1 protein-coding gene is annotated in these 26,889 nt (G+C 68.7%); it reads right to left on the bottom strand.

Translation table 11 applies throughout. The features are described from left to right. Positions 1–69: 69 nt before the first annotated feature. On the bottom strand, positions 70–26,757 hold the full coding sequence (locus L1080_RS31480; protein WP_250769514.1) for a non-ribosomal peptide synthase/polyketide synthase: 26,688 nt from the start codon (positions 26,755–26,757) through the stop codon (positions 70–72). Positions 26,758–26,889: the final 132 nt, after the last annotated feature.

Raw genomic sequence — 26,889 nt, 5'->3', positions numbered from 1 at the left:
CGCGATCACCGCCATCCTGACCTACCTGGATTCACTGGTCTGTTGACCGGCACGGTGGGGCGTTCACCCTCACCCTCGATCTTCGAGGTATCGCGTCAGCACGGGTCCGATGACGGCGAGGGACTGCGGCTCGATCATGTCGTTGTGGCCGCAGTCGACCGGGTGCTCGTCGATGTTCCCGGTGACGAGGGGTTGCCATTCCTGCGCCGACCGCGGTCGCGTGGTGGTGTCGTCGGCGGCGGTCGCCGGGAAGATGAGCAGGCTGCCGTCGTACACCTGGGGCACGAAGCGGTGGACCAGGTTCCGGGAGTTCTCGTACCCGGCGTTGATCCGCTCGAGATGCTCGGCTCGCACCCCGGAGTCGGTTCCCCAGGATTCGTTGAGCAGCCGGGCCGCTTCTTCGTAGGTGAGGTCGCCCTCGATGTCGACGACGAGGCCGAGTCCGCGTAGGAGATCGTTCATGTCGAGCTTCCCGAACAGCGGGTCCTCACCGTTGTCGGGATAACTGTCCATCACGGCCAGCACCCCGACCTCGTCACCGGCGTGTTGCAGTTCGACGGCCATGGCGTGGGCGATCACGCCGCCGAGCGACCAGCCGAGCAGGTCGTACGGGCCCTCGGGCTGGACGGCCTTCATTTCCTCGACGTAGCGGTGCGCAAGTTGCTCGAGAGACGAGTATTCACCGTCACCGCTGATCGTGGGCAGTTGCAGTCCGTAGACGGGGCGGTCGGCTGGCAGGTGACGGACGAGGCCGGCGTACCCCCAGGAGAGTCCGATGCCGGGGTGCACGCAGAACAGCGGGCGCCCTGTGCCCTCATTGCGCAGCGGAATCAGCACCGCCAGCACATCCTCCACTCCTCCCGCGGCAGTCGGCAGGGCGAGTCGGCGGGCGATCCCGGACGGTGTCGGGTCGAGGAACATCCACTGCAACGGGATCTTTCGGTCCAGTCTTTGCTGAAGTGTCCCGGCCACCTTGGTGGCGAGCAGTGAGTTGCCGCTCCTCTCGAAGAAGTTGTCGTCCGCACCTATTTCGTCGACGCCGAGGATCTCGGTGAAGACGTCGACGACCACCGCCTCGAGATCGTTCGCGGGCAGCCGGAACCGGTGCCCGGAGAGGAACTCCGGCGCCGGAAGGGCGGCCCGGTCCAACTTTCCCACCGGGGTCAGCGGAATCTGATCGAGCACGACGATGGCGGCGGGCACCATGTGGGCGGGTAGCCGCTCACCGACGAAGCGGATCAGTTCGGCGGTGTCGACGTTCGCGCCTCCCGCCGGGCGCACATAGGACACGAGCAGTGTCTCGCCACTCGGCCCGGACCGGCCGATCGTCACGGCATACCCGACCGTGGGGTGATCGGTGAGAGCGGCGTCGATCTCCCCGGGCTCGATGCGGAAACCGCGGATCTTCACCTGGAAGTCACTGCGGCTCACATACTCCAGCGTTCCGTCCCGCCGCCACCGCACCACGTCCCCGGTGCGATACATCCGCTCCCCCGGAGCACCCCAGGGGGCGGCCACGAAACGCGACGCCGTCAACGCAGGCCGACGGTGATAACCCGCGGCCAGTGCCCGCCCCGACACGTACAGCTCACCAACCACACCCACCGGAACCGGCCGCATCCGGGAGTCGAGGACCACCTCCGACACACCCCGGGTGGGCGCTCCGAGGGTGATCGGCTCACCCGGCACCAGAGCGGCACTGATGTTCGACATGATCGTGGTTTCTGTGGGCCCGTAGGCATTGAACATCCGGCGGCCCGGTGCCCAGCGGGCGACGAGTTCCGGTGGGCAGGCTTCTCCGGCAACGACCAGCGTGCGCAAGGATTCGAAGCCGACGGGGTCCATCGACGCCAGCGCCGTGGGAGTGACGAACCCGTGGGACACTCGTTCGCTGCCGAGAAGTTCGGCAAGTTCCATGCCGCCATAGATCGTGGGCGGCGCGATCACCAGGGTGGCACCCGCACAGAATGCCATGACCAATTCGAATACCGACGCATCGAAGCTCGGCGACGCGAAGTGCAGCACCCGGGAGTGGTCGGTGACAGCCAGCACGTCGCGTTCCTCGGCGGCCAGATTCGCCAGGCCACGGTGGGTGACCGTCACACCCTTCGGCATTCCGGTCGAGCCCGACGTGTAGATCAGGTAAGCGGGATGCCATTCGTGCAGCGGTGCAGTGCGATCAGCATCGGTGACCGGGTCGGGCGACTGTGCGGCTATCCGGTTCTCTTCATCCGGATCGTCGAGCACGAGCCAGGTCATGAGGTCGGGCAGGCGATCTCGATGTGCGCGGACCGTGATGCCGGACACCGCGGCGGAGTCGGCGAGCATATGCTCGATCCGTTCGAGGGGATATCCCGGATCGACCGGCAGGAACGCCGCGCCGGTCCGGGCGACGGACCACACCGACAGCACCGACTCGACCGACCGCGACACGCTCAGGGCCACCGAAGTTCCCGGTCCGACACCCAGCTCGATCAGTCTGTGCGCCAGACGGTTCGAGGCCTCGTCGAGCTCGCGGTACGACATCGACCGACCCTGATAACGGATCGCTGCCGCAGCCGGGTTGTGCTCGGCTGCCGCAGCCAGCAGGTCCGGCAGCAACAGAGCGGGCGCATCGAGCGGTCCCCGGGCAGGCGTCAGTTCCGCGACCTCGTCGGCGCGGAGTATCTCGATGTCGCCGACGGGGATCCGCGGGTCCGCCGTGACGGAGGTGAGGATACGCACGAACCGCTCCGCGAAGCCCTGTACCGTGCTCGCGTCGAACAGGTCGGTGGCGAAGTCGATGGCACCGTCCATCCCCTCCGCCGCGCCGTCCGCATCGAATTTCTCGGCGAGAATTACCTCGAGGTCGACTTTCACGACGTCGAGGGCAGGGTCGAGGCCCTCCACCCGCAGTCCCGGTAATGCCAGCACGGGGCGCTCGTTGTTCTGGAACTCCAGGGAAACCTGGAAGATCGGTGAATGAGCGGTAGAGCGCACCGGTCCCACCGCGTCCACCACGCGCTCGAAGGGAACGTCGGCATGCGCGAACGCAGCGAGGTCCGCGTCCCGCACCTGCGCGAGGAGACCCGAGAAGCGTTGCCCCGGTTCGACGGTACTGCGCAGGGCGAGCGTGCCGACGAACATCCCGACCAGATCGTCGAGTGCCGCTTCGCCGCGTCCGGCGATGGGGGTGCCGATCACGACGTCCCCGGTACCGCCGAGGCGGCCGAGTAGCACGGCCAGCGCAGCGTGCACGATCATGAACTCCGTCGAGTGATGCAGACGCGCCGCTGCCCGGATTCGCTCATGCAGATGGGCGTCCACCACGAACCGCACCCGGTCGCCGATGAACGACTGCTGAGCGGGCCGGTGACGATCGGTGGGAAGTTCGAGGAGTTCGGGGAGCCCGGACAGGTTCGACTCCCAGAAGGCGAGTTGCCGCGACAGCAACGACTCGGGATCGTCCTCGGAGCCCAGCAGTCGCCGCTGCCACAGCGTGTAATCGGCGTACTGGACGCGCAGCGGCGTCCAGGCCGGTGGCAGGCCCCGCACGCGGGATTCGTACGCGATCATCACGTCGCGCACCAGCGGCGCCATCGAGAATCCGTCCGCCGAGATGTGGTGGACCACCACGGCGAGTATGGAAGTGGCGTCGCCGAGCGAGAACAGGGCGATGCGCAGCGGCGGGGCGGTGGTGACGTCGAAGCCGGTCGACACGAGCCGCGTCAGTTCCTGTCCGAGCACGGACTCGTCGGTGAGTGCGATCGGCGCGAGATCGGGGACCGCCGGTTCGAGTATTTCCTGCACGGGCTCACCGTCCCTGAGCGGGAAGCGGGTGCGCAGCGATTCGTGTCTCGTCACGACGTCGGTGAGCGCGGAAGTCAGTGCGTCGACGTCGAGTTCGCCGGTGAGCCGCACCAGCATCGGAATGTTGTACGCCGGCGACGACGTATCGAACTGGTTGATGAACCACATGCGTTGCTGGGCGTACGACAGCGGGATGCGGTCGGGGCGCGGCCCCGCGGTGAGGGCGGGGCGACCCGACGGGCCGGCGCCCGCGTGTTCGATGCGGGCGGCCAACGCGGCGACCGTCGGCGCCTCGAACAGCACCCGGACACCGACATCGGCGCCAAGGGCACCGCGGAGACGGGCCACGGCGCGGGTGGCGCTGAGGGAGTTGCCGCCGAGGTCGAAGAAGTTGTCGTCCGCACCTACGCGGTCGATGCCCAGGACCTCGGCGAACGTGTCGGCCACCGTCTCCTCGACCGGATTCGCCGGTGCGCGGTATTCGCCTGCGGCAAGTCCGAAATCGGGTATCGGCAGGGCCCTGCGGTCGAGCTTGCCGACCGCGGTGAGCGGAATCTTCTCCAGCACGGTGATCGACGACGGCACCATGTGGCCGGGCAGACGTTCGGCGAGGCGCCGGCCGATCTCGGCGGTGTCGAGGTGGCGGCCGGGTATCGGCACCACGTACGACGCCAGGAGCGTGTCGCCCGCCGGACCGCGATGCGCGACGGTGACCGCAAACCGGACGTCCGGCTCGTCCGCGAGGGTGGCGTCGATCTCGCCGAGCTCGATGCGGAATCCACGAACCTTCACCTGGAAGTCGCTACGGCCCACGTACTCGATGGTCCGGTCGGCCGTCCAGCGCACGATATCGCCGGTGCGATACATGCGTTCGCCGGATCCTGCGGGGTCGGCCACGAAACGTTCCGCGGTGAGCCCTGGACGGCGGTGGTAGCCGCGAGCCAGGCCCGCCCCGGCCACGTACAGCTCTCCCGGGACACCGACGGGCACCGGCTGCAAGCGGGCGTCCAGTACCAGCTCGGTGACCCCGCGGATCGGCCCGCCGATCGTGACGGGCTCACCGGCGACCAGGGGCTCGCTGATGTTCGACATGATCGTGGTCTCGGTCGGCCCGTAGCCGTTGTACAGCCGGCGGCCGGGCGCCCACCGGGACACGAGGTCGGGTGGGCACGCTTCCCCGCCGACGGTGACGTCGGTGAAGTGTTCCAGTCCGGCCGGATCGAGGGACGCGAGCGCCGAGGTGGTGACGAACGCATGGGTGACACGCCTGCGTGCGATGAGGTGGGCGAGTTCGTCACCGCCGAACATCGTGGGCGGTGCGATCACTATCGTCGCTCCGGCTCCGAACGCCAGCAGGTATTCGAACGCGGCCCCGTCGAAACTCGGTGTCGAGAAGTGCAGTGTGCGGGATCCCGGACCGGCGCTGAAGCGGGCGAGTTGTTCGCGCGCGAAGTTGTCGAGGCCGCGATGCGATACCACCACACCCTTGGGCAGGCCGGTGGAACCCGACGTGTACACGAGGTAGGCGGCGCTGTCGAGTGTGACCGGAGCGGCGCGTTCGGTGTCCGTCACCGGTGCCGCGGACGCCGCCGCGCACTCGTCGACGAACGACGGTTCGTCGAGAACGAGCCAGGTGGTGTCGCCGGGCAGCCGGGGCCGATGTTCTGCCGTCGTCAGGCCGAGGGCACATCCGGAATCGGTGAGCATGTGCGCGATGCGCTCGTCGGGATAATTCGGGTCGACCGGGACGAAGACGGCCCCGGCCTTGGCCACCGCCCACAGGCACAGCATCGACTCGACCGATCGCGGAATGCCGACGGCCACAGCGGTTTCGGGGCCGGCGCCGCGGGAGAGGAGGACGCGCGCAAGGCGGTTCGACAGTTCGTCGAGCTCCCGGTAGGACACGTCGCGGTCGCCGGACGAGAGCGCCACCGCATCGGGATCCTGCGCGGCCGCGTCCGCGAACAGTTGTGCGAGCGTTCGAGTGGAGACGCCCGGCGCGCCGCGCACCGGCACCAACGTGTCGCGCTCGCGATCGGTGAGCAGCGACAGTGCCGCGAGCGGTACGTCGGGACCGCCGCAGGCTTCGAGCACCCGCACCACCCGCCCCGCGATGCTCTCGACCGCGGGCGTGTCGAAGAGGTCGGGCAGGTACTCGAACTTCAGGTGCAGCCTGGCCTCGGCCGAGGCGACGAGACTCAGTGGGTAGTGGGCAGCGTCGGCCGCCTCCACGCCGATTACCCGCAAGCCCGCGATATCGGTGTCTTCCGACATCCCGGCGCGGTCCACCGGATACGACTCGAACACCGTCAGCGTGTCGAACCCCACGCCCGCCCCCGCGACTTCCTGTATCTGCGCGAGACCGGTGTAGTGGTGGTCGAGCATGGCCGCCTGTTCGGCCTGCACCCGCTCGAGCAGCGCGCCCAGCGTGTCGTCGGGGCGCAACGTCACCCGTACCGGCACGGTGTTGATGAACAGGCCGATCATCGTCTCGATGCCGGACAGCTCCGGCGGCCGCCCGGACACGGTCGCGCCGAATACGACGTCGTCCCGTCCGGTGAGCATCCCGAGCACGATTGCCCAGGCGGTCTGCACGATGCTGTTGAGGGTCAGCCCCCGCGAACGCGCGTACTCGCGCAACCGGTCGGTCTGGTCCTCGTCGAGGTCGAACACCCACTCCCGCGACACGGTGGACAGGCGCCGGGCCCGGTCCCCGGGAACGAGCAACGTCGGTTCCTCCACGCCGGCAAGGGCATTCGCCCACGCCCGGGCCGATGCGTCGGGGTCACGTCCGGTCATCCACGCGAGGTAGTCGCGATAGTCGCGCACCCGCGGCAACGGTGACAGGTCGGCGTCCGTGGCATACAGCGTGAGCAGTTCCCGGATCAGCAACGGCATCGACCAGCCGTCGAGGAGGATGTGATGGTTCGTCGACACCAGCCGGTATCGACCGCCCGGCATGGTCACGAGCAGGAACCGGATCAGCGGGGCCGTCGCCATGTCGAACGGGGTGGTCCGGTCGGCGGCGAGCAGCCGCTCGAGTTCGACGACGGCTCCCTCGTCACCGAACGTGCTCAGGTCGATCTCCCGCCATGGCACGGTTACTCCGCGTTCCACGACCTGGACGGCCCGCCCTTCGGTGTCGTGGACGAAGGCGGTGCGCATATTGGGGTGCCGCTCGAGGAGTGCGGCGGCCGCCCGGTGCAGCCGGGACGCGTCCACGTGGCCGCCGAGTTCGAGGCTCAGTTGGACGAGGTAGGCATCCACCGACTCGTCGGCCAGCTCGGCATGGAACAACATGCCCGCCTGCAACGGCGACAGCGGCCACACGTCGACCATCGACGGGTAACGCCGCTCCAGGTCGTCGATCGCACCCTGATCGAGACGGACCAGGTTCAGATCGGACGGGGTGAAACCGCCGCCCCCGGACTTCACCTGCGTGGTCAGGGCGGCGAGGGCAGACACCCACAGCTGCGCCAGTTCACCGACATCCGCTGTGGTGAGCACCCCGAGCGGGAACGCCCACGTGGCGGCCAGTTCGGGGCCCGCGGCGGAGTCGGTGGTTCTGGCGTTCACGTCGACGGCAGCAGGCACGGGCAGACCCGTGTGTGCGGCCTCGGCCAGTCCGGCCTCGGATATCGGCATCCAATCGCCGTCCCCGGAGGCGGCGGCTCCGAGCCTTCCGAGGTAGTTGAAGCTCAGCTGCGGTGCGGGCAGAGCCGACAGCGGGAGCGCCGTCTCGGGATTGAGATACCGCAGAAGGCCGAAACCGATGCCGTGGTCGGGGATGGCGTGCAGTTGTTCCTTCACGGCCTTGAGCGCGATCGCCGCCGCCGGGCCTCCGGCGAAGGCGTCGTCCACGTCCACCCCGGTGAGGTCGAGCCGGACGGGGAAGATGCTGGTGAACCAGCCCACCGTCCGGGCGAGATCCGCCCCCGGTACCACCTGCTCCTCACGTCCGTGTCCTTCGAGAGTGACGAGGGCGCCGTCGGATTCGATTCCGCGGTCCCGCCGCCATCGCACGAGTGCCAGGCTCAGGGCCGTGAGTAAGCCGTCCCCCACGCTGCCGTGGAAGGCCTGCGGGACCGCGGTCAGCAGCGCCTCGGTCACGTCCACCGGCACCCGGACCTCGACCTCGGCGGTCCGGATGTCGGATGCGGTGAGGGTTCGGGAGCCGAGCAGGGGGTCCGGTGCGCCGAGCATCCCTCGCCACAACGCGAGTTCCTCGATGCGACTCGGTTCCAGCGCCGCGTCGGCAAGCCCGTGCGCCCACCGGCGCATCGACGTTCCGACGGCGGACAGGGCCGGCGACACCCCCGACTGCACCTGGGCGCACGCCGTGGCGAGGTCGGGGATCAGGATCCGCCACGACACCCCGTCGACGACGACGTGATGGGCGACGATCAACAGCCGTCCGGCGGTCCGGGGGCTGGCCGCGCTCTCTAACAACACCACCTGAACCATCACGCCCGACTCCGGGTCGAGCCGGTCGGTGGCCCCGTCGAGTTCCCGCGCAGCGATGTCACCGAACGTCTCCTCGGTTCCTCGCTCGGTGTCCGGGAGGTCGAGGGGCACCGTGCGCACGACCGCGGTGGCCCGCATCCAGCCGGTCGGCTGCACCACCATCGACCAACCGTGCTCCGCCCGTTCGCTTCGGGACAGCCGGGCCCGCAGTATGTCGTGACGGTCGAGGACCGCCTGCAGGGCCGCCGTCAGCGTGGCCGCGTCCAGGTCGGCGGGGGTGGTGAACAGTGCCGCCTGCGAGTAGCGGCGGAAGTCTCCTCCCCGGCCCAGCATCCACTGCACGATCGGCGTGAGGGGAACCTCGCCGACACCTCCCCCGGGCAACTCGTCGAGGGTGATCGCCTGCTCTCCCGCCGTCGCGATCTCGGCGAGGGCGGCCACGGTTTTGCGCTCGAACACGTCCCGCGGGGTGATGCCCACCCCGGACGCCTTCGCCCGGGTGACGAGCTGGATCGACATGATGGAGTCGCCGCCGACGGCGAAGAACGAGTCGTCGACGCCGACCGACTCGAGACCCAGCACCTCGGCGAACAGATCTGCGAGTATGCGTTCCGTCTCGGTTGCCGGAACACGCCCGATCGACACCTGCCGCCCGAAGTCGGGATCAGGCAGCGCACGCCGGTCGAGCTTTCCGTTCACCGTGAGCGGCAGGCTCTCGAGCACCACCACGGCGGCCGGAACCATGTGCGCGGCCAGCCGGCCGCCCAGCGTTTCGATGATCCACGACGGGTCCAGCGACCGGCCTGCCTCGGGTACGACGTATCCCACCAATCGTTCACGGCGCGACAATACGACCGACTGCGCCACCCCTTCGCAGGCGAGGAGCGCGGATTCCACTTCACCGAGCTCGATCCGGAAGCCCTTCACCTGAACCTGGAAGTCGTTGCGGCCGAGGTACTCCAGCTGCCCGTCCGCATTCCACCGACCCAGGTCGCCCGACCGGTACATCCGGGAACCCGGCGCGTACGGATCTGCGACGAACCGGGTGGAGGTGAGGGCGAACCGGCCGAAGTATCCGCGCGAGACCTGCGCGCCCGACACGTAGAGCTCGCCCACCACTCCCGGCGCCACCGGGTGGAGTCGCCCGTCGAGCACGTACACGCGCAGTCCCGGGAGTGCCCGCCCTATGACGGACGCCGAGGCCCCGGCGGCGAGCGCCTCGGTCATCGGCAGGTGACTGACATGCACGGTCGTCTCCGTGATGCCGTACATGTTGACCAATGTCGGCGCCGAGTCGTCGTGCCGGCTGTACCAGCGGGTCAGTTGCGCCAGGTCGAGGGCTTCACCGCCGAAGATGACGTAACGCAGTGCCAACTCGGCGCCGCCGGCCACCCGGTCCTCCTCCGCCAGTTGGTAGAAGGCGGTAGGCGTCTGGTTCAGCACGGTCACCCGCTCGTCGCGGAGTAATCGCAGGAACGTGTCGGGTGTCCTCGTGGTGAAGTAGTCGACCACCACGAGCCGTCCGCCGTGGAGGAGGGCCCCCCACAACTCCCACACTGAGAAATCGAACGCAGCAGAGTGGAACATGGTCCACACGTCGGAGGCATCGAACCCGAATAGCGGCTGAGTGTGTGCAAAGAGGGTGCCGACGTTGCGGTGCGATACCTGAACGCCTTTCGGTTGCCCCGTCGACCCCGAGGTGTAGATGACGTACGCGACGGAATCCGGGTGCAGTGGACCGGTCCGCTCCGCGTCGGACACCGGCTGGGCCGACACACCACCCAGTTCGGCCTCGACGTCGGGGCTGTCCACAGCGATGGTCGGAAAGCCCTGCGCGCGCACCGATTCGGCTTCTGCCTCGGTGGTCAGCACGCACACCGGCCGGGCGTCGCCGAACAGGAAAGCCAGCCGCTCGGCCGGGTACGTGACGTCGACCGGAACGTACCCCGCGCCCGACTTCACCACCGCAAGCAACGCCACCACGAGATCGAGGGATCGCGCTGTGGCCACCGCTACCAGCGATTCGGGGCCTGCGCCTCGAGCGATCAGGAGCCGTGCGAGGCGGTTCGACCTCGCGTCGAGTTCTCGGTACGTGAGCGCAGCGCCCTCGTACACGACGGCCGTCGCTGCGAGGTTCCGTTCCGCGGCACGGGCGAAGAGCTCCGGCAGTGTCGCCACCGGCTCGGCCGGCTCGGCCTCGGCAGGGACGGCGACGGGCAGGAGGCGGTCGCGTTCGCCCGGGTCGAGGATGTCGATGTCCCCGACGGGCGTGTACGCGTCGGAGGTCACCGATTCGAGTAGACGCACGAAGCGCTCCCCGAGACGGAGGACGGATGCGCGATCGAGTACGTCGGTGGCGTATCGGAGACCCGCGCCGATTCCGGCCGGGGCGCCGTCCTCGTCGACGTGTTCGGCGAGACTCAGTTCGAGGTCGAACTTCGCGACGCCCAGATCGACCTCGAGCGAGTCGACGACGAGGCCGGGCAGCTCGAGGCGGGTGCCGGTGGCGTTGCGGAACTCGATGAGTACCTGGAACAGCGGGGCGTGAGCGGTCGACCGCTCCGGGGCGAGCTGATCGACCAGCCGCTCGAACGGGATGTCGGCATGCTCGAATGCACCGAGGTCTACCGAGCGCACCGCGGTCAGCACCTCGGAGAAGGATGCCCCACCGTCCACCGGAGTCCGGAGAACCAGGGTGTTGACGAACATCCCCACGACGTCGTCGAGTACCGCCTGCCCCCGGCCGGCGACCGGTGTGCCGATCGGAACGTCGTCCGTTCCCGACAACCTCGACAGCAGCACGGCGAAGGCGGCATGAACCACCATGAACAGCGTCGAATTATGCTCGGAGGCCATCTCGTTCAGCGCTGTGTGCAGCCGCGCGGGCACGGTGAACTCCACGACGTCGCCCCGGTACGAGCGCTGGGCCGGGCGCGGCCGGTCCAGCGGGATCTGCAGCACCTCCGGTAACCCGGCCAGGGTGCGGGTCCAGTACCCGAGTTGTCTCGACAGAACAGAGTCGGGGTCCTCCTCGGCGCCGAGAACGCTCCGTTGCCACACGCTGAAGTCGGCGTACTGCACCGGCAGCGGAGTCCACGCGGGTGTCTCCCCCATGGTTCTGGCGGTGTACGCGAGCATGATGTCGCGGGCCAGCGGCATCATCGAGAACCCGTCGGCCGCGATGTGATGGACGACGATGGCGAGGACGTGCGACTCGGCGTCGACCTCGAAAAGAGTTGCCCGGAAAGGCACGTCGACGCTCACATCGAAGCCGGTGGCCGCCAGGGCGGCGATCGCGTCCCGCAGGTCACGCTCACCGGACACGGTGACCGGGTGCAGGGATGGGGTTGCCCGCCCCGGATCGACGATGACCTGGTGCGGCCCGTCGATCGAACCGGGAAACACGGTGCGCAGGGATTCGTGCCGCTCCACGACGTCACCGACCGACGCGAGCAGGGCAGCACGGTCGAGTACACCGGTCAGTCGCAGTGCGATCGGAATGTTGTACGCCGGCGACGAGGTGTCGAACTGGTTGATGAACCACATGCGCTGCTGAGCCAGCGACAACGGTATCCGCTCGGGACGCGGCCGGGCGGTGAGAGCCTCCGAGGGAACACTCGCGGTGGCCGCCGACTCGATCCGCACGGCGAGGTCTCCCACTACCGGTGCGTCGAACAGGGCGGCCACCCCGATCCCGGCGTCGAGTGCCGCGTTGATGCGTGCGACCGCGCGAGTGGCGCTGAGTGAATCGCCGCCCAGTTCGAAGAAGCTGTCGTCGACCCCGACCCGCGCAATTCCGAGGACCTCCGAGAAGACCCGTGCGACAGCTTCTTCGACCGGTGTGGCAGGCGCCCGGAAACCCGCGGACGTCGACGCGAAGTCGGGTGCCGGCAACGCTTTCCGGTCGAGTTTGCCGACGGGTGTCAATGGGATCTCGTCGAGTACGACGACGGCGGCGGGAACCATGTACTTGGGCAGGATGCGTCCCGCGAACGCGAGTACCTCCGGCGCCACCACTTCCTCGCCGTCGTGCGGCAGGACGTACGACACCAGCGCCGTGTCGCCGAGCGGGCCGGGCCTGCCCACGGTGGCGGCGAAGTCCAGATTCGGGTGGGTGGTGAGGACGGAGTCGATCTCCCCGAGCTCGACCCGCTGCCCGCGAATCTTGACCTGGAAGTCGCTGCGCCCGAGGTACTCCAGGGTGTGGTCGCGGCGCCACCGCACGACATCACCGGTACGGTACATCCGGCCGGCGCCGTGGGGATTGGCAACGAACCGTTCGGCGGTGAGTGACGGACGACGGTGGTACCCGCGGGCCAGGGCCGGTCCTGAAATGTACAGTTCGCCCGGCACCCCGGCCGGCACCGGCTGCAGTCGCGGGTCGAGAACGGACAGGGTGATGCCGCGCACCGGGCTGCCGATCGTGACCGGCTCACCCGGCATCATCGGCCGGCTCAACGTGGTGAGAATCGTGGCCTCGGTGGGCCCGTACCCGTTGAACATGGCCCGGCTCACACCCCAGTTGGCCACCAGTTCGTCACCGACCGCATCGCCGGCCACCACGAGCACCTCGAGGTGCTCGATGCCGTCGCGGTCCACCGTGGCGAGTACCGCCGGAGTGATGCAGGCGTGGGTGACGCGTTCGCGCCGCAGCAGCGCCGCGAGTTCCGCACCGCCGTAGATTCCGGGTGGCGCGATGACCAGCGTCGCCCCGGCGGCGCACGACTGGATCAGCTCGAGGATGGCCACATCGAAACTGGGAGAACAGATGTGGAGGCAGCGCGCCTCACGGGAGATGCTGTAGTGCGTGCTCTGCTCGGCGAGAAGATTCGCCAGCCCGCGGTGGGTGACGACGACACCTTTCGGTCGGCCGGTCGAGCCGGAGGTATAGATCGCGTACGCGGCGTGGTCGACAACGAGCAGTGAGCGGCGATCGACGTCGGTGACGCGAGCGCAGGACGCGGCGGCCAGAGTGTCGTCGACATCCGGGTCGTCGAGCACCAGCCACGGCACCGAATCGGGTAGGCGGTGGCGGTACGCGGAGGTCGTCACCCCGAGCGCCGCACCGGAGTCGGCGAGCATGTGCTCGATGCGGTCGGCGGGATAGTTCGGGTCCACCGGCACGAACGCAGCACCAGCCTTGGCGACCGACCACACCGACAGCACCGACTCCGGTGAGCGTGGAAGGCCGAGTGCCACGAACGTTTCCGGTCCGGCGCCCCGCGCGAGCAGCACGCGGGCCAGGGCGTTGGATCGCTCGTCGAGTTCGCGGTAACTCGTCTCCCGTCCCTCGAAGAGGAGTGCGGCGGCGCCGGGACGCTCGCCGGCAGCCTGGGTGAGCAACTCGGGCAGCGTGCGTGGTGCACCGGACGGTGCGCCGGACACGGCGGTGTATTCCTGCAGTTCCGCCTCCGACAGCAGGGTCAGCCGGGCGAGCGGAATGTCGATGTCCGACAGCATGATCTGCAGAACCCGGGCGACCCGGGCCGCCACCGACTCGGCGAACTCGCTGTCGATCACGGCCGGCTGGTACCGCAGGCGCAGATGCAGTGCCGTGTCCACATGCGCGATCAGGGTGAGGGGATAGTGGGTGGCGTCGATCCCCTCGACCCCCGCGAGCCGCATGCCGTCGATGTCCGTGTTCTCCGACAGCCCCATCCGGTCCACCGGATACGACTCGAACACGGTCAACGTGTCGAAGACGGCACCGTCTCCCGCGGCGCGCTGGATTTCTGTCAGGCCCACGTAGTGGTGGTCGAGGAGGGCCGACTGTTCGGCCTGGAACCTTTCGAGGAGTTCGGCAAGTGTCTCCTCGCGGCGCAGGCGCAGCCGGACGGGCACGGTGTTGATGAACAGGCCGACCATCGACTCGATGCCGGCGATCGCGGGCGGACGTCCGGACACCGTGGCTCCGAACGTGACGTCCTCGCGGGTGCTCAGTGTCGCGAGTACCAGCCCCCAGGCGACCTGCACGAGCGTGTTGGTCGTGAGACCGCGCGCGCGGGCGAGTGCCTCGAGCACCCGGGTCTTCTCGTCAGCCACGTCCAGGCGCACGTCCTCCGGGTCGGCGAAGCTCTGCTCGCCGCGCGCGGCGGGTGCCACGATGGTCGGCTCGTCCGCACCGGCGAGTGCGGACACCCAGGCGCCGGTGGACCGTTGGGAATCCTGTGTCGCAATCCACTGCAGGTAGTCACGGTAGGAGGTGACCGCCGGGAGCGCGGTGGTGTCGCCCGCGGTGGCGTACAGGACGAGCAGGTCCTTGATCACCAAGGGCGTCGACCACCCGTCGAGAAGGATATGGTGGTGCGTGAGCACCAGTCGGTAACGCCCGGGTGCGGTGTGCAGCAACGTAAATCGCAGCAGCGGCGCCGCGGACATGTCGAACGGGAGTGCGCGGTCCATGGCCATCGCCGCCGCAACTTCCGCGGTGATCCGGGAGCTCGGCTGCCCGGACAGGTCGATGTGCGACCACGGCGCCGTGACGGATTCGAGGACTACCTGCACCGGTCCCGTGCTCGTCTCGGCGAATGCCACTCGCAGGTTGGAATGCCGGTCGAGCAGGCCTTGCGCGGCACGGTGCAGGCGACCGGCGTCGACGACGCCGTGCAGGTCGAGGACCAACTGGACCATGTAGGCGTCGACGTGTTCCTCGGACAACTGGGCATGGAACAGCAGGCCCGCCTGCAACGGCGACAGCGGCCAGATGTCCGCGAGTGCGGGATACGTGTTCTTCAGGCGGTCGATATCCACCTGCCCGAGGGACACCAGAGCGAGATCGGACGGTGTCAGGCCGCCGGCGTCGGGCCGGTTCGCATGTTCGGCCAGCAGGGTGAGGGTCCGAACCCAGAGGTCGGCGAGCTCTTCCACGTCCGCACTGCGGAGCACACCGGTCGGGAACGTCCACGTTGCCGTCAGCACGGGGTCGCCGTCCCGGACGGTCGTCGCGGCGTTGACATCCACGACCCACGCCACAGGCATGTCGGGGTTCTGTGTTCCCCCGAGATCGGAGCTGCCCTCGACGGGAAGCCAGGGCACGTCACCCGCGCTGGTCGCCACCCGGCCGAGGTAGTTGAAGCTCACCTGCGGCGGCGGGAACCGGCGGAGCATCTCCCCGGTCTCCGGGTACAGGTACCGGAGCAGCCCGAACCCGATCCCGTGGTCGGGGATCGCGAGGAGTTGTTCCTTGACCGTCTTGATCGCGGTTCCGGCAGCGGCACCGCCGGCGAGGACGGCATCGACATCGATACCGGTGAGGTCGAGACGTGCGGGAAACAGGCTGGTGAACCAGCCGACGGTCCGGGACAGGTCGGCACCGGGGACGACGTGGTCCTCGCGACCGTGACCTTCGAGATTGATCAGGGCATCGGTCGTGTCGACACCGCGCTGCCGACGCCAACGAATCAGGGCCAGCGCCAGCGCGGTGAGAAGGCCGTCACCGACGGCGCCGTGGAACGCCGCGGGAAGAGTGGTGAGCAGGGCGCCCGTCACGCTCGGCGGAACCTCGACGGTGATACTGCCCTGTGCAGTGTCGACGTCGATCGCCGGATCCAGCGGCCGGGAACCGAGAAGTGGGTCGGCGCCGTCGAGCATGGCTCGCCACAGCTCGACTTCGTCGCGTCGTCGTTCCGCGGCGTCCACCAATCCGTGCGCCCATCTCCGCATCGACGTGCCGATGCCCGGCAACGCCGTGGTGAAGCCTTCGGCGATGCGTGCGTGCGCCGCAGCCAGATCGGTGATCAGGATGCGCCACGACACCCCGTCGACCACCAGGTGATGGGCGACCAGCAGCAGACGTCCGAGCCCGCCGGGGCCGTCGAACCACAGCACCTGCACCATGCTCGCGGTGGCCGGATCCAGGCGGTCCGCCGCCGCATCGAGTGCGGCGGCCGCGATGGCGGCGAACTTCTCGCCGTCGAGCGACGTGACGGGTACGCGGTGGATCACCGCTTCCGGGGACACGGCCCCCGACGGCAGCACCGTCATCCCCCACTGCCCGCCCAGGCCTTCCTGCCCGTCGTCCCGGGTGAGTCGTGCACGTAGCATGTCGTGCCGATCCAGCACCGCGCCGACGGCACCGACGAGATCCTCGTGGGTGAGCCCGGGGGGCGCCGTCACCAGCACCGCCTGGGAGAAGCGGTTCAGTGTACCCCCGCTGCGGTCGAGCATCCACGCGACAACGGGCGTCGGCGGTACCGCACCGACACCGCCACCGGGAAGCTCTTCGAGGACAACAGAATCCGCTCGCTCGCGGTGTGCCGCCTCAGCCAGGCCCGCCACGGTGCGACGCTCGAAGACATCACGCGGCGAGAGGATCAGCCCCGCCGCCTTCGCCCGCGCCACCAACTGGATGGACATGATGCTGTCGCCGCCCAGCGCGAAGAACGAGTCCTCCACCCCCACCGACTCCAGTCCCAGCACGTCCCGGAACAACGCGGCCAGCAATTCCTCCGTCTCCGTGCCGGGCGCCCGCCCGCCGGTGGCGACAGCACCGAAATCCGGTTCCGGCAATGCCTTCCGGTCGAGCTTTCCGTGAACGGTCAGCGGCAGCGCCTCGATCACCACGATCGCGGCAGGCACCATGTACGACGCCAGGCGAGAACCGGCGAAGTCGAGGAGCGCCCCCGTGTCGAGGACGGCCCCGGGCACCGGAACCACGTACCCGACCAGGCGATCGGCCGACCCTGCACTGTGCCGCACGTCCGCGACGGCGGCCGCCACATCCTCGTGTGCGAGCAACGCCGAGGCCACCTCGCCCAGTTCGATCCGGAAGCCGCGGATCTTCACCTGGAAGTCGGTGCGCCCCAGATACTCCAGTTGCCCGTCCTTCATCCACCGCACGAGGTCACCGGTCCGGTACATTCTGCTGCCGGCCGGCCCGAACGGGTTGGCGACGAAACGTTCGGCGGTGAGGGCGTAGCGGCGGTGATACCCGCGCGCGAGCGCCGGACCGGCAAGATACAACTCGCCCGCGATTCCCACCGGCACCGGCTGCAACCGCGCGTCGAGGACGGCCTCACCGAAGCCGAGAGTGGGTGCCCCGATGGTCACCGGCTCACCCGGCACCATCGGGGAACTGATACTCGACACCACCGTCGACTCCGTCGGCCCGTACGCGTCGAACATGTTCCGGCCCGGCGCCCAGCGTGCCACCAGCTCGGGCGGGCAGGCTTCGCCGCCCGTGACCACACAGACCAGGTCGTCGAGCCCGGCAGGGTCGACGGAGGCCAGTGCCGCAGGTGTCACGAAGCAGTGGGTGACCCGCTCACGACGGAGCAGGTTCGACAATTCCTCGCCGCCGAACACGGACGGCGACGCGATCACCATCGTCGCGCCCGGCCCCACCGCGAGCATCAGCTCGAGGATCGAGGCGTCGAAGCTCGGGGAGGCGAAGTGCAGCGCTCGTGCCGTCGACGTCGTGGCGAACGTGCGCTGCTGCGCCGCAGCGAAATTCGCCAGTCCGCGGTGTGTGGTCACCACTCCCTTCGGCCTGCCGGTCGAACCCGAGGTATAGATCAGATACGCGGGGTGATCGACCTGCAGGGCCGACGTCCGGTCGGTATCCGACACCGCCGTCGCCGGGAGAAGCGCCAGCTCCGCCTCCATCCCGGGATCGTCGAGCGCCAGCCACGGAAGCGCACCAGGAAGGGACGGCCGGAGCTCGGTCGTCGTGAGGCCGGCCACGGCGCCGGAGTCGTCGAGCATGTACTCGATGCGCTCGGCGGGATGGTTCGGGTCGACCGGCACGAAGGCGGCGCCGGACTTCGCCACCGCCCACACCGCCGTTACCGACTCGATCGACCTCGACAATGCCAGCGCAACCACATGTTCCGGACCCACCCCGCGTGCGATCAAGAGCCGCGCGAGCCGGTTCGACCGGTCGTCGAGGTCACGGTAGGTCACGCGCTGCCCCTCGAAGGACAGCGCCTCGGCGGCCGGATCGACGGCGGCGGCGTCGATCAACAGTTCGGGCAACGTGCGCGCGGGCACGCCGGGGCCACCGGTCACCGAGGTCAGGGCGGCCCGCTCCGGTGGGGCGAGCACGTCGACGTCGCCCACCCGGACGTCGGGATCGGCGGCGACTGCGGCCAGGATCCGGACCAGGCGCTCCGCGAAGCCGGCCACGGTGCCTTCGTCGAAGATGTCGGTGGCGTACCCGAGCGCGGCAGTGATACCGGCGGGAGCGCCGTCACTGTCGGTGTTCTCGCGCATGCTTACCTGCAAGTCGAAGTTGATCGTGTCGAAGGGGAGGTCCAGCGCTTCGACGTGCAGTCCCGGCAGTTCCAGGACGGGCCGCTCGGTGTTCTGGAATTCGAGCATCACCTGGAACAGCGGCGAGTACTCCGTCGACCGCGAGGGTCGCAGGCTTTCGACGACCCGCTCGAACGGGACGTCCGCATGGGTGAACGCACCCAGGTCGGTCTCGCGTACGCCGGCGAGGAGTTCGGCGAACGTGCGGGCTCCGTCGACGCGGGTGCGGAGCACGAGGGTGTTCACGAACATTCCCACCACGTCGTCGAGCGCGGCCTCGCCTCGTCCCGCGATCGGGGTGCCGACGGCGATGTCGTCCGAGGCGCTCAGTCGCGACAGCAACACCGCCAAGGCCGCGTGCAGGGCCATGAAGACGGTGGAGCCGTGGGTGCGCGCGACCTGCACGATGTCCTGGTGGAGTTCGGGAGGAATCCTGAACTCGACCCGGCCGCCCTCCAGAGAACGGGCAGGCGGACGCGGCCGGTCCGTGGGAAGTTCCAGCACGTCCGGAAGGTCGGCGAGCGTCGCGGTCCAGTAGCCGAGTTGACGTGCCAGCGGCGACGACGGATCGTTCTCGGGACCGAGCCAATCCCGCTGCCACAGGGTGTAATCGGCGTACTGAACCGGCAAGGGCCGCCAATCCGGTGCGGTCTCATGGTGTCTGGCGGTGTACGCGGCCAGAACGTCGCGGGCCAGCGGCACCATGGAGAAGCCGTCGGCGGCGATATGGTGTACCACGACGGCGAGCACGTGTTCGGCCACGCCCCGCTCGAACAGCCGGGCCCGTAGCGGGGTTTCGACGGTCACATCGAAACCCGTCGACAGTAACCGGTCGACCTGCTCACGAAGGTTGTCCAGGCCGGTGGTGGGCTCCGGGTGAAGAATCGGCACCACCTCGGCGGCGGGCAGTATCACCTGCCGCGGCCCCCGATCGGTCAGCGGAAAGACGGTGCGGAGCGACTCGTGCCGCTCGACGACGTCGGTGATCGCCGCCTGCAGGGCAGGTACATCCAGCGTGCCGGCGAGCCGCAGGGCGATGGCCACGTTGTAGGCCGAAGACGCGGTGTCGAATTGGTTGATGAACCACATCCGCTGCTGCGCGAGCGACACAGGGACCTCGCGCGCCGGATCCCTCGGGGTCAGTGCCGGCCGCACCCAGTCCACCGCGATCCCCGCCTCGGCACGGGCGGCGAGCCCGGCCACGGTGGGAGCGTCGAACACGTCGCGCACGCCGAGACGGTCCCCGACTGCGGCATTGATGCGTGCCACCAGCCGAGTGGCGGTCAGCGAGTTCCCGCCCAGGTCGAAGAAGTTGTCGTGCGCGCCCACTCGCGCGATGCCGAGAAGGTCGGCGAACACCGCGGCGACGATCTCCTCCACCGGGTTGCGGGGAGCGACGAACCCTACCGTCGCCGTGCCGAAGTCCGGTTCCGGCAGCGCTTTACGATCCAGCTTGCCGTTCACGGTCAGAGGCAGCGCGTCGAGAACCACCACTGCCGACGGCACCATGTACGTGGGTACCGACGCCCCGACCGCATCGAGTACCGCTGCCGGGTCGACGGCGGCGCCCGCCTCGGGAACGACGTACCCCACCAACCGATCGCCGTCACGGTCGTCGACGCGGACCACGACCACCGCTTGCGCCACCCCAGCACACGCGGCGAGGGCCGCCTCCACTTCGCCGAGTTCGACTCGGAAGCCGCGAAGCTGTACCTGGAAGTCGCTGCGGCCCACGTACTCGAGCCGACCGTGGGAGCCCCACCGCACGATGTCGCCGGAACGATACATGCGCGCACCCACCCGGTCGCGGGCGAAGGGGTCGGCAACGAAACGGTGTGCCGTCAGCTCGGATCGGCCCGCGTACCCGCGGGACACCTGTTCGCCGGACACGTACAACTCGCCGACCACACCGGGCGGCACCGGATGGAGGCGGCCGTCGAGGACATACACCCGCAACCCCGGGAGCCCGCCGCCGATCACCGACCCGGACGCGGCGGACACCAGCGCGCGATCGAGTGCGAGGAAGCTGACGTGCACCGTGGTCTCGGTGATGCCGTACATGTTGACGAGTACGGGTGCACGGTCGTCGTGCCGGGAGTACCACCGGCCGAGCTGACCGAGGTCGAGCGCTTCACCCCCGAAGATCACGTACCGCAACGACAGAGCCGACCCGTCGGCGTCCTCGACTACGCTCGCCGCACGATCCGCCTCCATCAGCTGGTAGAAGGCGGTCGGCGTCTGGTTCAACACCGTCACCCGCTCCCGGTGCAGCAGTTCGAGGAAGGTATCGGGCGAGCGTGCGGTGAAGTAGTCGACCACGACCAGCCGGCCCCCGTGGACGAGTGCCCCCCACAGTTCCCACACGGAGAAGTCGAAGGCGTACGAATGGAAGAGGGTCCACACATCGGACGAGTCGAACCCGAACAGGTCCTGGGTGTTGGCAAGCAACGCGACCACACAGCGGTGCGATACCTGAACACCTTTCGGTCGTCCGGTCGAACCCGACGTGAAGATGACGTAGGCGACGGCGTCCGCCCGTAGCGGACGCAACCGGTCCGAGTCGGTGACGGGCAGGCCCGAGAAGCTGTCCAGGGCGCGGTGCGTCGCCGGATCGTCGATGACCACCAGCGCAGTGCCGTCCGGCGCCAGGGCCCCGAACTCCGCACTCACCACAGCACACACCGGGTGCGCATCCTCGAACATCGCGGCCACGCGCTCGGCCGGATAGCTGACGTCGACCGGGACGTAGCCGCCGCCGGCCCCGAGTACCGCCAGCAACGCAACAATCAGGTTCGGTGTCCTGTCCACCATCACGGCGACCAAAGATTCGGTACCGACACCACGCGCAATCAGCAATCGGGCTAAACGATTTGCGCGTTCCTCGAGTTCGGCGTAGGTAATACTGTCTTCGCCGCACACCACCGCGACGGCATCCGGGGTCCGGGCCGCCGCGCGTGCGAACGCTTCGACGAGGGTCAGCGACCCGGCGCCGACGCCCTCGTGATTCCACTGGTCCAGCACGAGGCCGCGCTCGACCGCGCCCATGACGTCGATGTCCCCGACCGTCGTGGCCGGATCCGTCACGACCGCCCGCAGTACGCGGAGGAGCCGTTCCCCGAATCTGATCACCGACGCGCGCTCGAAGACGTCGGTGGCGTACAGGAAACCCGCCGACATGCCTGCCGCAGAACCCTTGTCGTCGTAGTGCTCCGCCAGGGAGAGTTGCAGGTCGAATTTGGCGACACCCGGGTCGACGTCCACCGCTTCGACTGTCAGACCGGGCAGCTCGAGGTGCGCTCGCACTGTGTTCTGGAACTCCAGCAACACCTGGAACAGCGGTGAATACGACGTCGAACGCACCGGAGCGAGCTCGTCGACAACGCTCTCGAACGGCACATCGGTATGCCCGAACGCAGCGAGGTCCGTGTCACGGGCCTGGGCGAGCACGTCGATGAAGGAGGCGTCCGGCCGGACCCGGGTCCGGAGCACCAGCGTGTTGACGAACATCCCCACCAGGTCGTCCAGCGCCGCCTCACCGCGCCCCGCGATCGGTGTGCCCACGGCCACGTCGCCCGATCCCGACATGCGTGACAGCAACACGGCGAAGGCCGCGTGCATCACCATGAACAGCGTCGCATTGTGCTCGCGCGCAAGCAGAAGCAGTTGCCGGTGCAAACCGGCGTCGATGGGGAACGACGCGCACCGACCCTGAAGTGACCGTGCGGCGGGCCGGTTCCGGTCGAGCGGCAGATCGGTGACCTCGGGCAGTTCCGCCAACGTATCCCGCCAGTACCCGAGCTGCCGGGACATGAGACTGCCGGAATCCTCGGGGCTACCGAGGAGCGCACGCTGCCACACGCTGTAGTCGGCGTACTGCACCGGCAACGGTTCCCAGTTGGGCCGGGCACCCGCCCGCCGGGCGGAATACGCCACCATGAGATCGCGGGCCAGCGGTGCGAGCGACGCACCGTCGGCCGAGATGTGGTGCACCACCATGACGAGCACGTGTTCGTCCGGGCCGATCCACAGCAACGCGGCGCGCAGCGGCACGGCCCGGCTGACGTCGAACCCCACGGCGAGAAGCGTCTCGATCCGCTCGTTCAGCGACTCGTCGCCATCGACCCGCGGAGTGAGGTCGGGAATGACCTGTGCTGCGTCGACGATCTCCTGGTACGGGCCGTCCGCCGACGCGGGGTACCTGGTCCGCAGCGCTTCGTGCCGCTCGATCACGTCACCGACCGCGTCCCTCAAGGTGTCCGAGTCGAGCGGACCGAGGAGCCGCACCGCCATCGGAATGTTGTAAGCCACCGAACCCGTGTCGAACTGATTGAGGAACCACATGCGCTGCTGCGCCAGTGACAGCGGAATCCGGTGCGGCCGCTCACCCCGAACGAGAGGCCGGCGATCCGCGAGTTCCATACCCGCACGCCGGATATGCGCGGCCAGCAGTTCGGCGGTGGGTGCATCGAACAGGGCACGCACGCCCACGTCCGATCCCAGAGCGGCATTGATCCGCGCGATCACCCGCGTCGCGACCAGCGAGTTGCCGCCGAGGTCGAAGAAACTGTCGTCGACGCTGATCCGCTCGACACCGAGAATCTCCGTGAAGACCTCGACGATCGACTCCTCCACCGGATCGGCAGGCGCCCGGAACTCCGCGGCGGCGGACAGGAACTTCGGTTCCGGCAACGCTGCCCGGTCCACCTTCCCGACCGGGTTCAACGGAATGTCGTCCAGCACCACGATAACCGCGGGCACCATGTACGCCGGCAACCGATTCCGCACCTGCCGCAACAGCTCGGCGGTCTGGATCGGCCTGCCGGCCGCCGGCACGACGTACGACACCAGCACGGTGTCCCCGGACGGGCCCGGCCGCCCGATCGTGACCGCGAACCGCACGTCCTGATGCGCCTGCAGTAAGGCGTCGATCTCGCCGAGCTCGATCCGGAATCCTCGAACCTTCACCTGGAAGTCGCTGCGCCGCAGATATTCCAGCGTGTAGTCGGGCCGCCAACGCACTACGTCGCCGGTGCGGTACATCCGCCCGGGGCCGTACGGGTCGGCGACGAACCGCACAGCGGTGAGCGCGGGCCGTCCGTGATAACCCCTGGCCACACCGGCACCGGTGATGTACAACTCGCCCGGTGCGCCGACGGGTACCGGATGCAGCCGAGCGTCCAGGACCACCTGCTGGGTGCCGCGGATCGGCCCACCCAGGGTGATCGGGCCGCCGGGTGTCATGGGCGCACTGATGTTCGCCATCACGGTGGTCTCGGTGGGGCCGTACGCGTTGTGCAGCCGGCGGCCCGGCGCCCACCGGGCCACCAGTTCGGGCGGGCAGGCCTCCCCGCCCACGACGACGTCGAGGAAGTCGCCGAGCGAATCCGGCGGAATCGTACTGAGCGCCGCCGTGGTGATGAAGCCGTGGGTGACGCGCTCCGATCGCAGTACATCGGCGATCTCCGTGCCCCCGTAGGTGGTCGGCGGCACGATGACCATCGTCGCCCCCACCCCGAATGCCTGCAGGTACTCGAACACGGACGCGTCGAAACTGGGCGTCGAGAAGTGCAGCGTGCGAGACGATCTGGTGGCGCCGAACCGCTCTCGTTGGTCGACCGAGAAGGAGTCCAGACCACGGTGCGTGACGACCACGCCTTTGGGCCGCCCCGTGGAGCCCGACGTGTAGATCAGGTACGCGGCGCTGTCGAGCGACACCGGCCCATTGAGGTCTCCCTCGGTCAGCGGCGCGTCGGACCGGGCGGCGCACTCGGACCGGAAATCGGGATCGTCGAGCGCCAGCCAGGGGATCGAGTCGGGCAACCGCTCACGCAGTGCTTCTTCCGTCAGACCGACCACCGCACCGGAGTCGCCGAGCATGTAGTCGATTCGGTCGGCGGGATAGTTCGGGTCCACCGGCACGAACGCCGCACCCGTCTTGGTGACCGCCCAGACCGAGGCCACCGACCGGAACGACCGCGGCAATGCCGTCGCCACGAACGACTCCGGGCCCACCCCAAAATCGATCAGCACTCGCGCGACCCGGGTCGACCAGGTGTCCAATTCCCGATAGGACACCTTCTCGCCCTGCTGGTACAGAGCCGTCGCCGCCGGATCGAGCGCCGCAGCGTCTGCCAACAGGGTGGGCAGGGTTCGCTCGGACCGGCCGGGTAGGCCCCGCACCGGAGTCAGCGCGGCACGTTCCTGGTCGGACAGGATGGCGATGTCGCCGATCGGAACGTCCGGGTCCGCGGCCACCGCGTCGAGGATGCGGCCGAAGCGCTCGGCCGCGATGTGAATGGTGTGAGGGTCGAACAGGTCGGCTGCAAAGCCGAATTCGACGGTGACACCCGCCGGTTCACCCGACTCGTCGATCGCCTCGGTGACCGACGCGCACAGATCGAGGCCGGCGACGGGCGCACTGCGCGCGCTGTCCTCCCGGGTGTCGAGGAGCACCTGGAAGATCGGCGCGTACGCATCCGACACGGAGATGTCGAGTTCCCGCACCAGCTGCTGGAACGGGACCTCGGTGTGTGCCGTCGCCTCGGCGGCGACGTCCCGGACCTGATGCAGGAAGTCCCGGAACGACGCCTCGCCCGCGTACCGGGTCCGGACCACGACGACATCGGTGCGCTCGCTCACGTCCACCGGAATTCCCACTGCGAGGTCCTCGCTGCCGGTAACCCGGCCGAGCAGAACCGACAGAGCCGCGAGGAACACCGTGCGGGTGGTGGTGCCCGCGGCCGCGGCGAGTCCGGCGACACGTCGGTGCAGCGCACCCGTCAGCATCACGGACACTCGATCACTCGCCTGCGACAGCTGCGCGGGCCGCGGCCGGTCACTGGGCAACGGCAGCAGGTCGGGCAGCCCACCCAGCTGCCTACGCCAGTACTCCACTTCCGCCGCCTCGCGCAGCAGGCGCTCACCGGTGCGGGCACTGATCCGGTGAACACTGTCCACCCGCGACTGCGGATCGGCGGTGGCGAGTTCCTCGAGCAGCTCCAGGAACTGTCGATGATGCTCCCGCAGCTCGGTGCGCTCGTAACGGCTGGGGTTGGCCCGGAAGTCGACGAAGATCTTGGTCGGGGTCCCGCTCTGGTACACGTTGATCAGCAGGTCTTCCACCGGACCGGACGTGACGATGTGGAAATCCCCCGTCAAGGGGCCCAACGCGACCTCCTGACGGAACAGCATGACGTTCACCATGGGCCCGTACAGCTCCGCCGCCTTGTCGCCGGCATCGCGGCGGATGTCGTCGAGACTGCACCGCTGATGCCGCAACGCACCCACCAGTTCGCGCTGCACCCGTTCGACGAGCTCGCCGACGGTGTCCTCCCCGCGAACACTGACCGGCAACGGCGCCACGTTGACCAGCATCCCGCCCGAATTGCGCAACACCGCTGTGGTCCGCGCCGACACCGGGATGGTGACCAGCACATCGGTCCTGCCGGTACGCCGCGACAGATAGCAGGCGGCAGCCGCGATGAGGGTGGCCGCCGACAGACTGTCGCGGGAATCGAGCACCGCCACCACGGCCTCGGACAGTGCGGCGCTCTCGACCGTGCTGGTGGCCGACACGTGTCCCGTCGTGCGAGCCAGGGTGGTCCCGTCGACCCCGGCCACCCGCTGCGCCCAGTACTCCCGGTCGCTGACGAATCGGTCGGACGTGCGGTACCGGTTGTCGAGGTCGTACAGCTGCCGCAGGCTCACCGCACGGTTCGCATCCGGCGCCCGACCGGCAACCGACGCGGAGTAGCGGTGCGCGATGCGGCGCAGCATCGTCATGGCACCGTAACCGTCGAGCGCCACGTGGTGAATCCGGCTGTACCAGAGGAAATGCGTGTCACCGATCTGCAGGATGGACGTCTCCACCAGGCGATCGGTGCTGAGGTCTATCGGGGTGACGTAGTCACGTTCCATCCAGTCGTGCGCCGCCGCCTCGGGATTGTCTTCGCCGCGGAAGTCGAGGTAGGCGATCGACGTGTCGGTCGCGTGGTCGACGTACTGCAGCGGCTGACCGTCGATGTCGTCGACCTTGAGCAATGGGGACTCGAACTCGCGAGCCGCCTCGACCGTCTCCCGCCGGAGCAGGTCGACGTCGAGTGCGCCGGCGAATTCGACGTACTGGGCGATGAAGATCGGGACCCTGGGTTCGAGTTGCTGAGCGAACCAGGTGGCCCGTTGCGCTGCCGACAGGGGGAACGGTTCCGCGTGACCCGGACCCGAACTGGCCGTTTTCTGCGATTTGGCGGGTGCCACTGTCTTTCCCTTCGGAAACGGATCCCCGACAGGATCAGCGCGCGCGGTGAGTCTGCCGAGACAGAGGGAGGCGGGAGCCGGCGCTCTTCTCCCGTCTCCGGAATGGGTACCTCACGTAGTCCAGGGCACACT

Origin of the sequence: Rhodococcus sp. MSC1_016 (genome assembly GCF_023667485.2) — a bacterium.
Lineage (GTDB): Bacteria > Actinomycetota > Actinomycetes > Mycobacteriales > Mycobacteriaceae > Rhodococcus_F > Rhodococcus_F oxybenzonivorans.
Note: the sequence above shows the minus strand (reverse complement) of the source record. Positions and strands in the feature narration are given on the sequence as shown.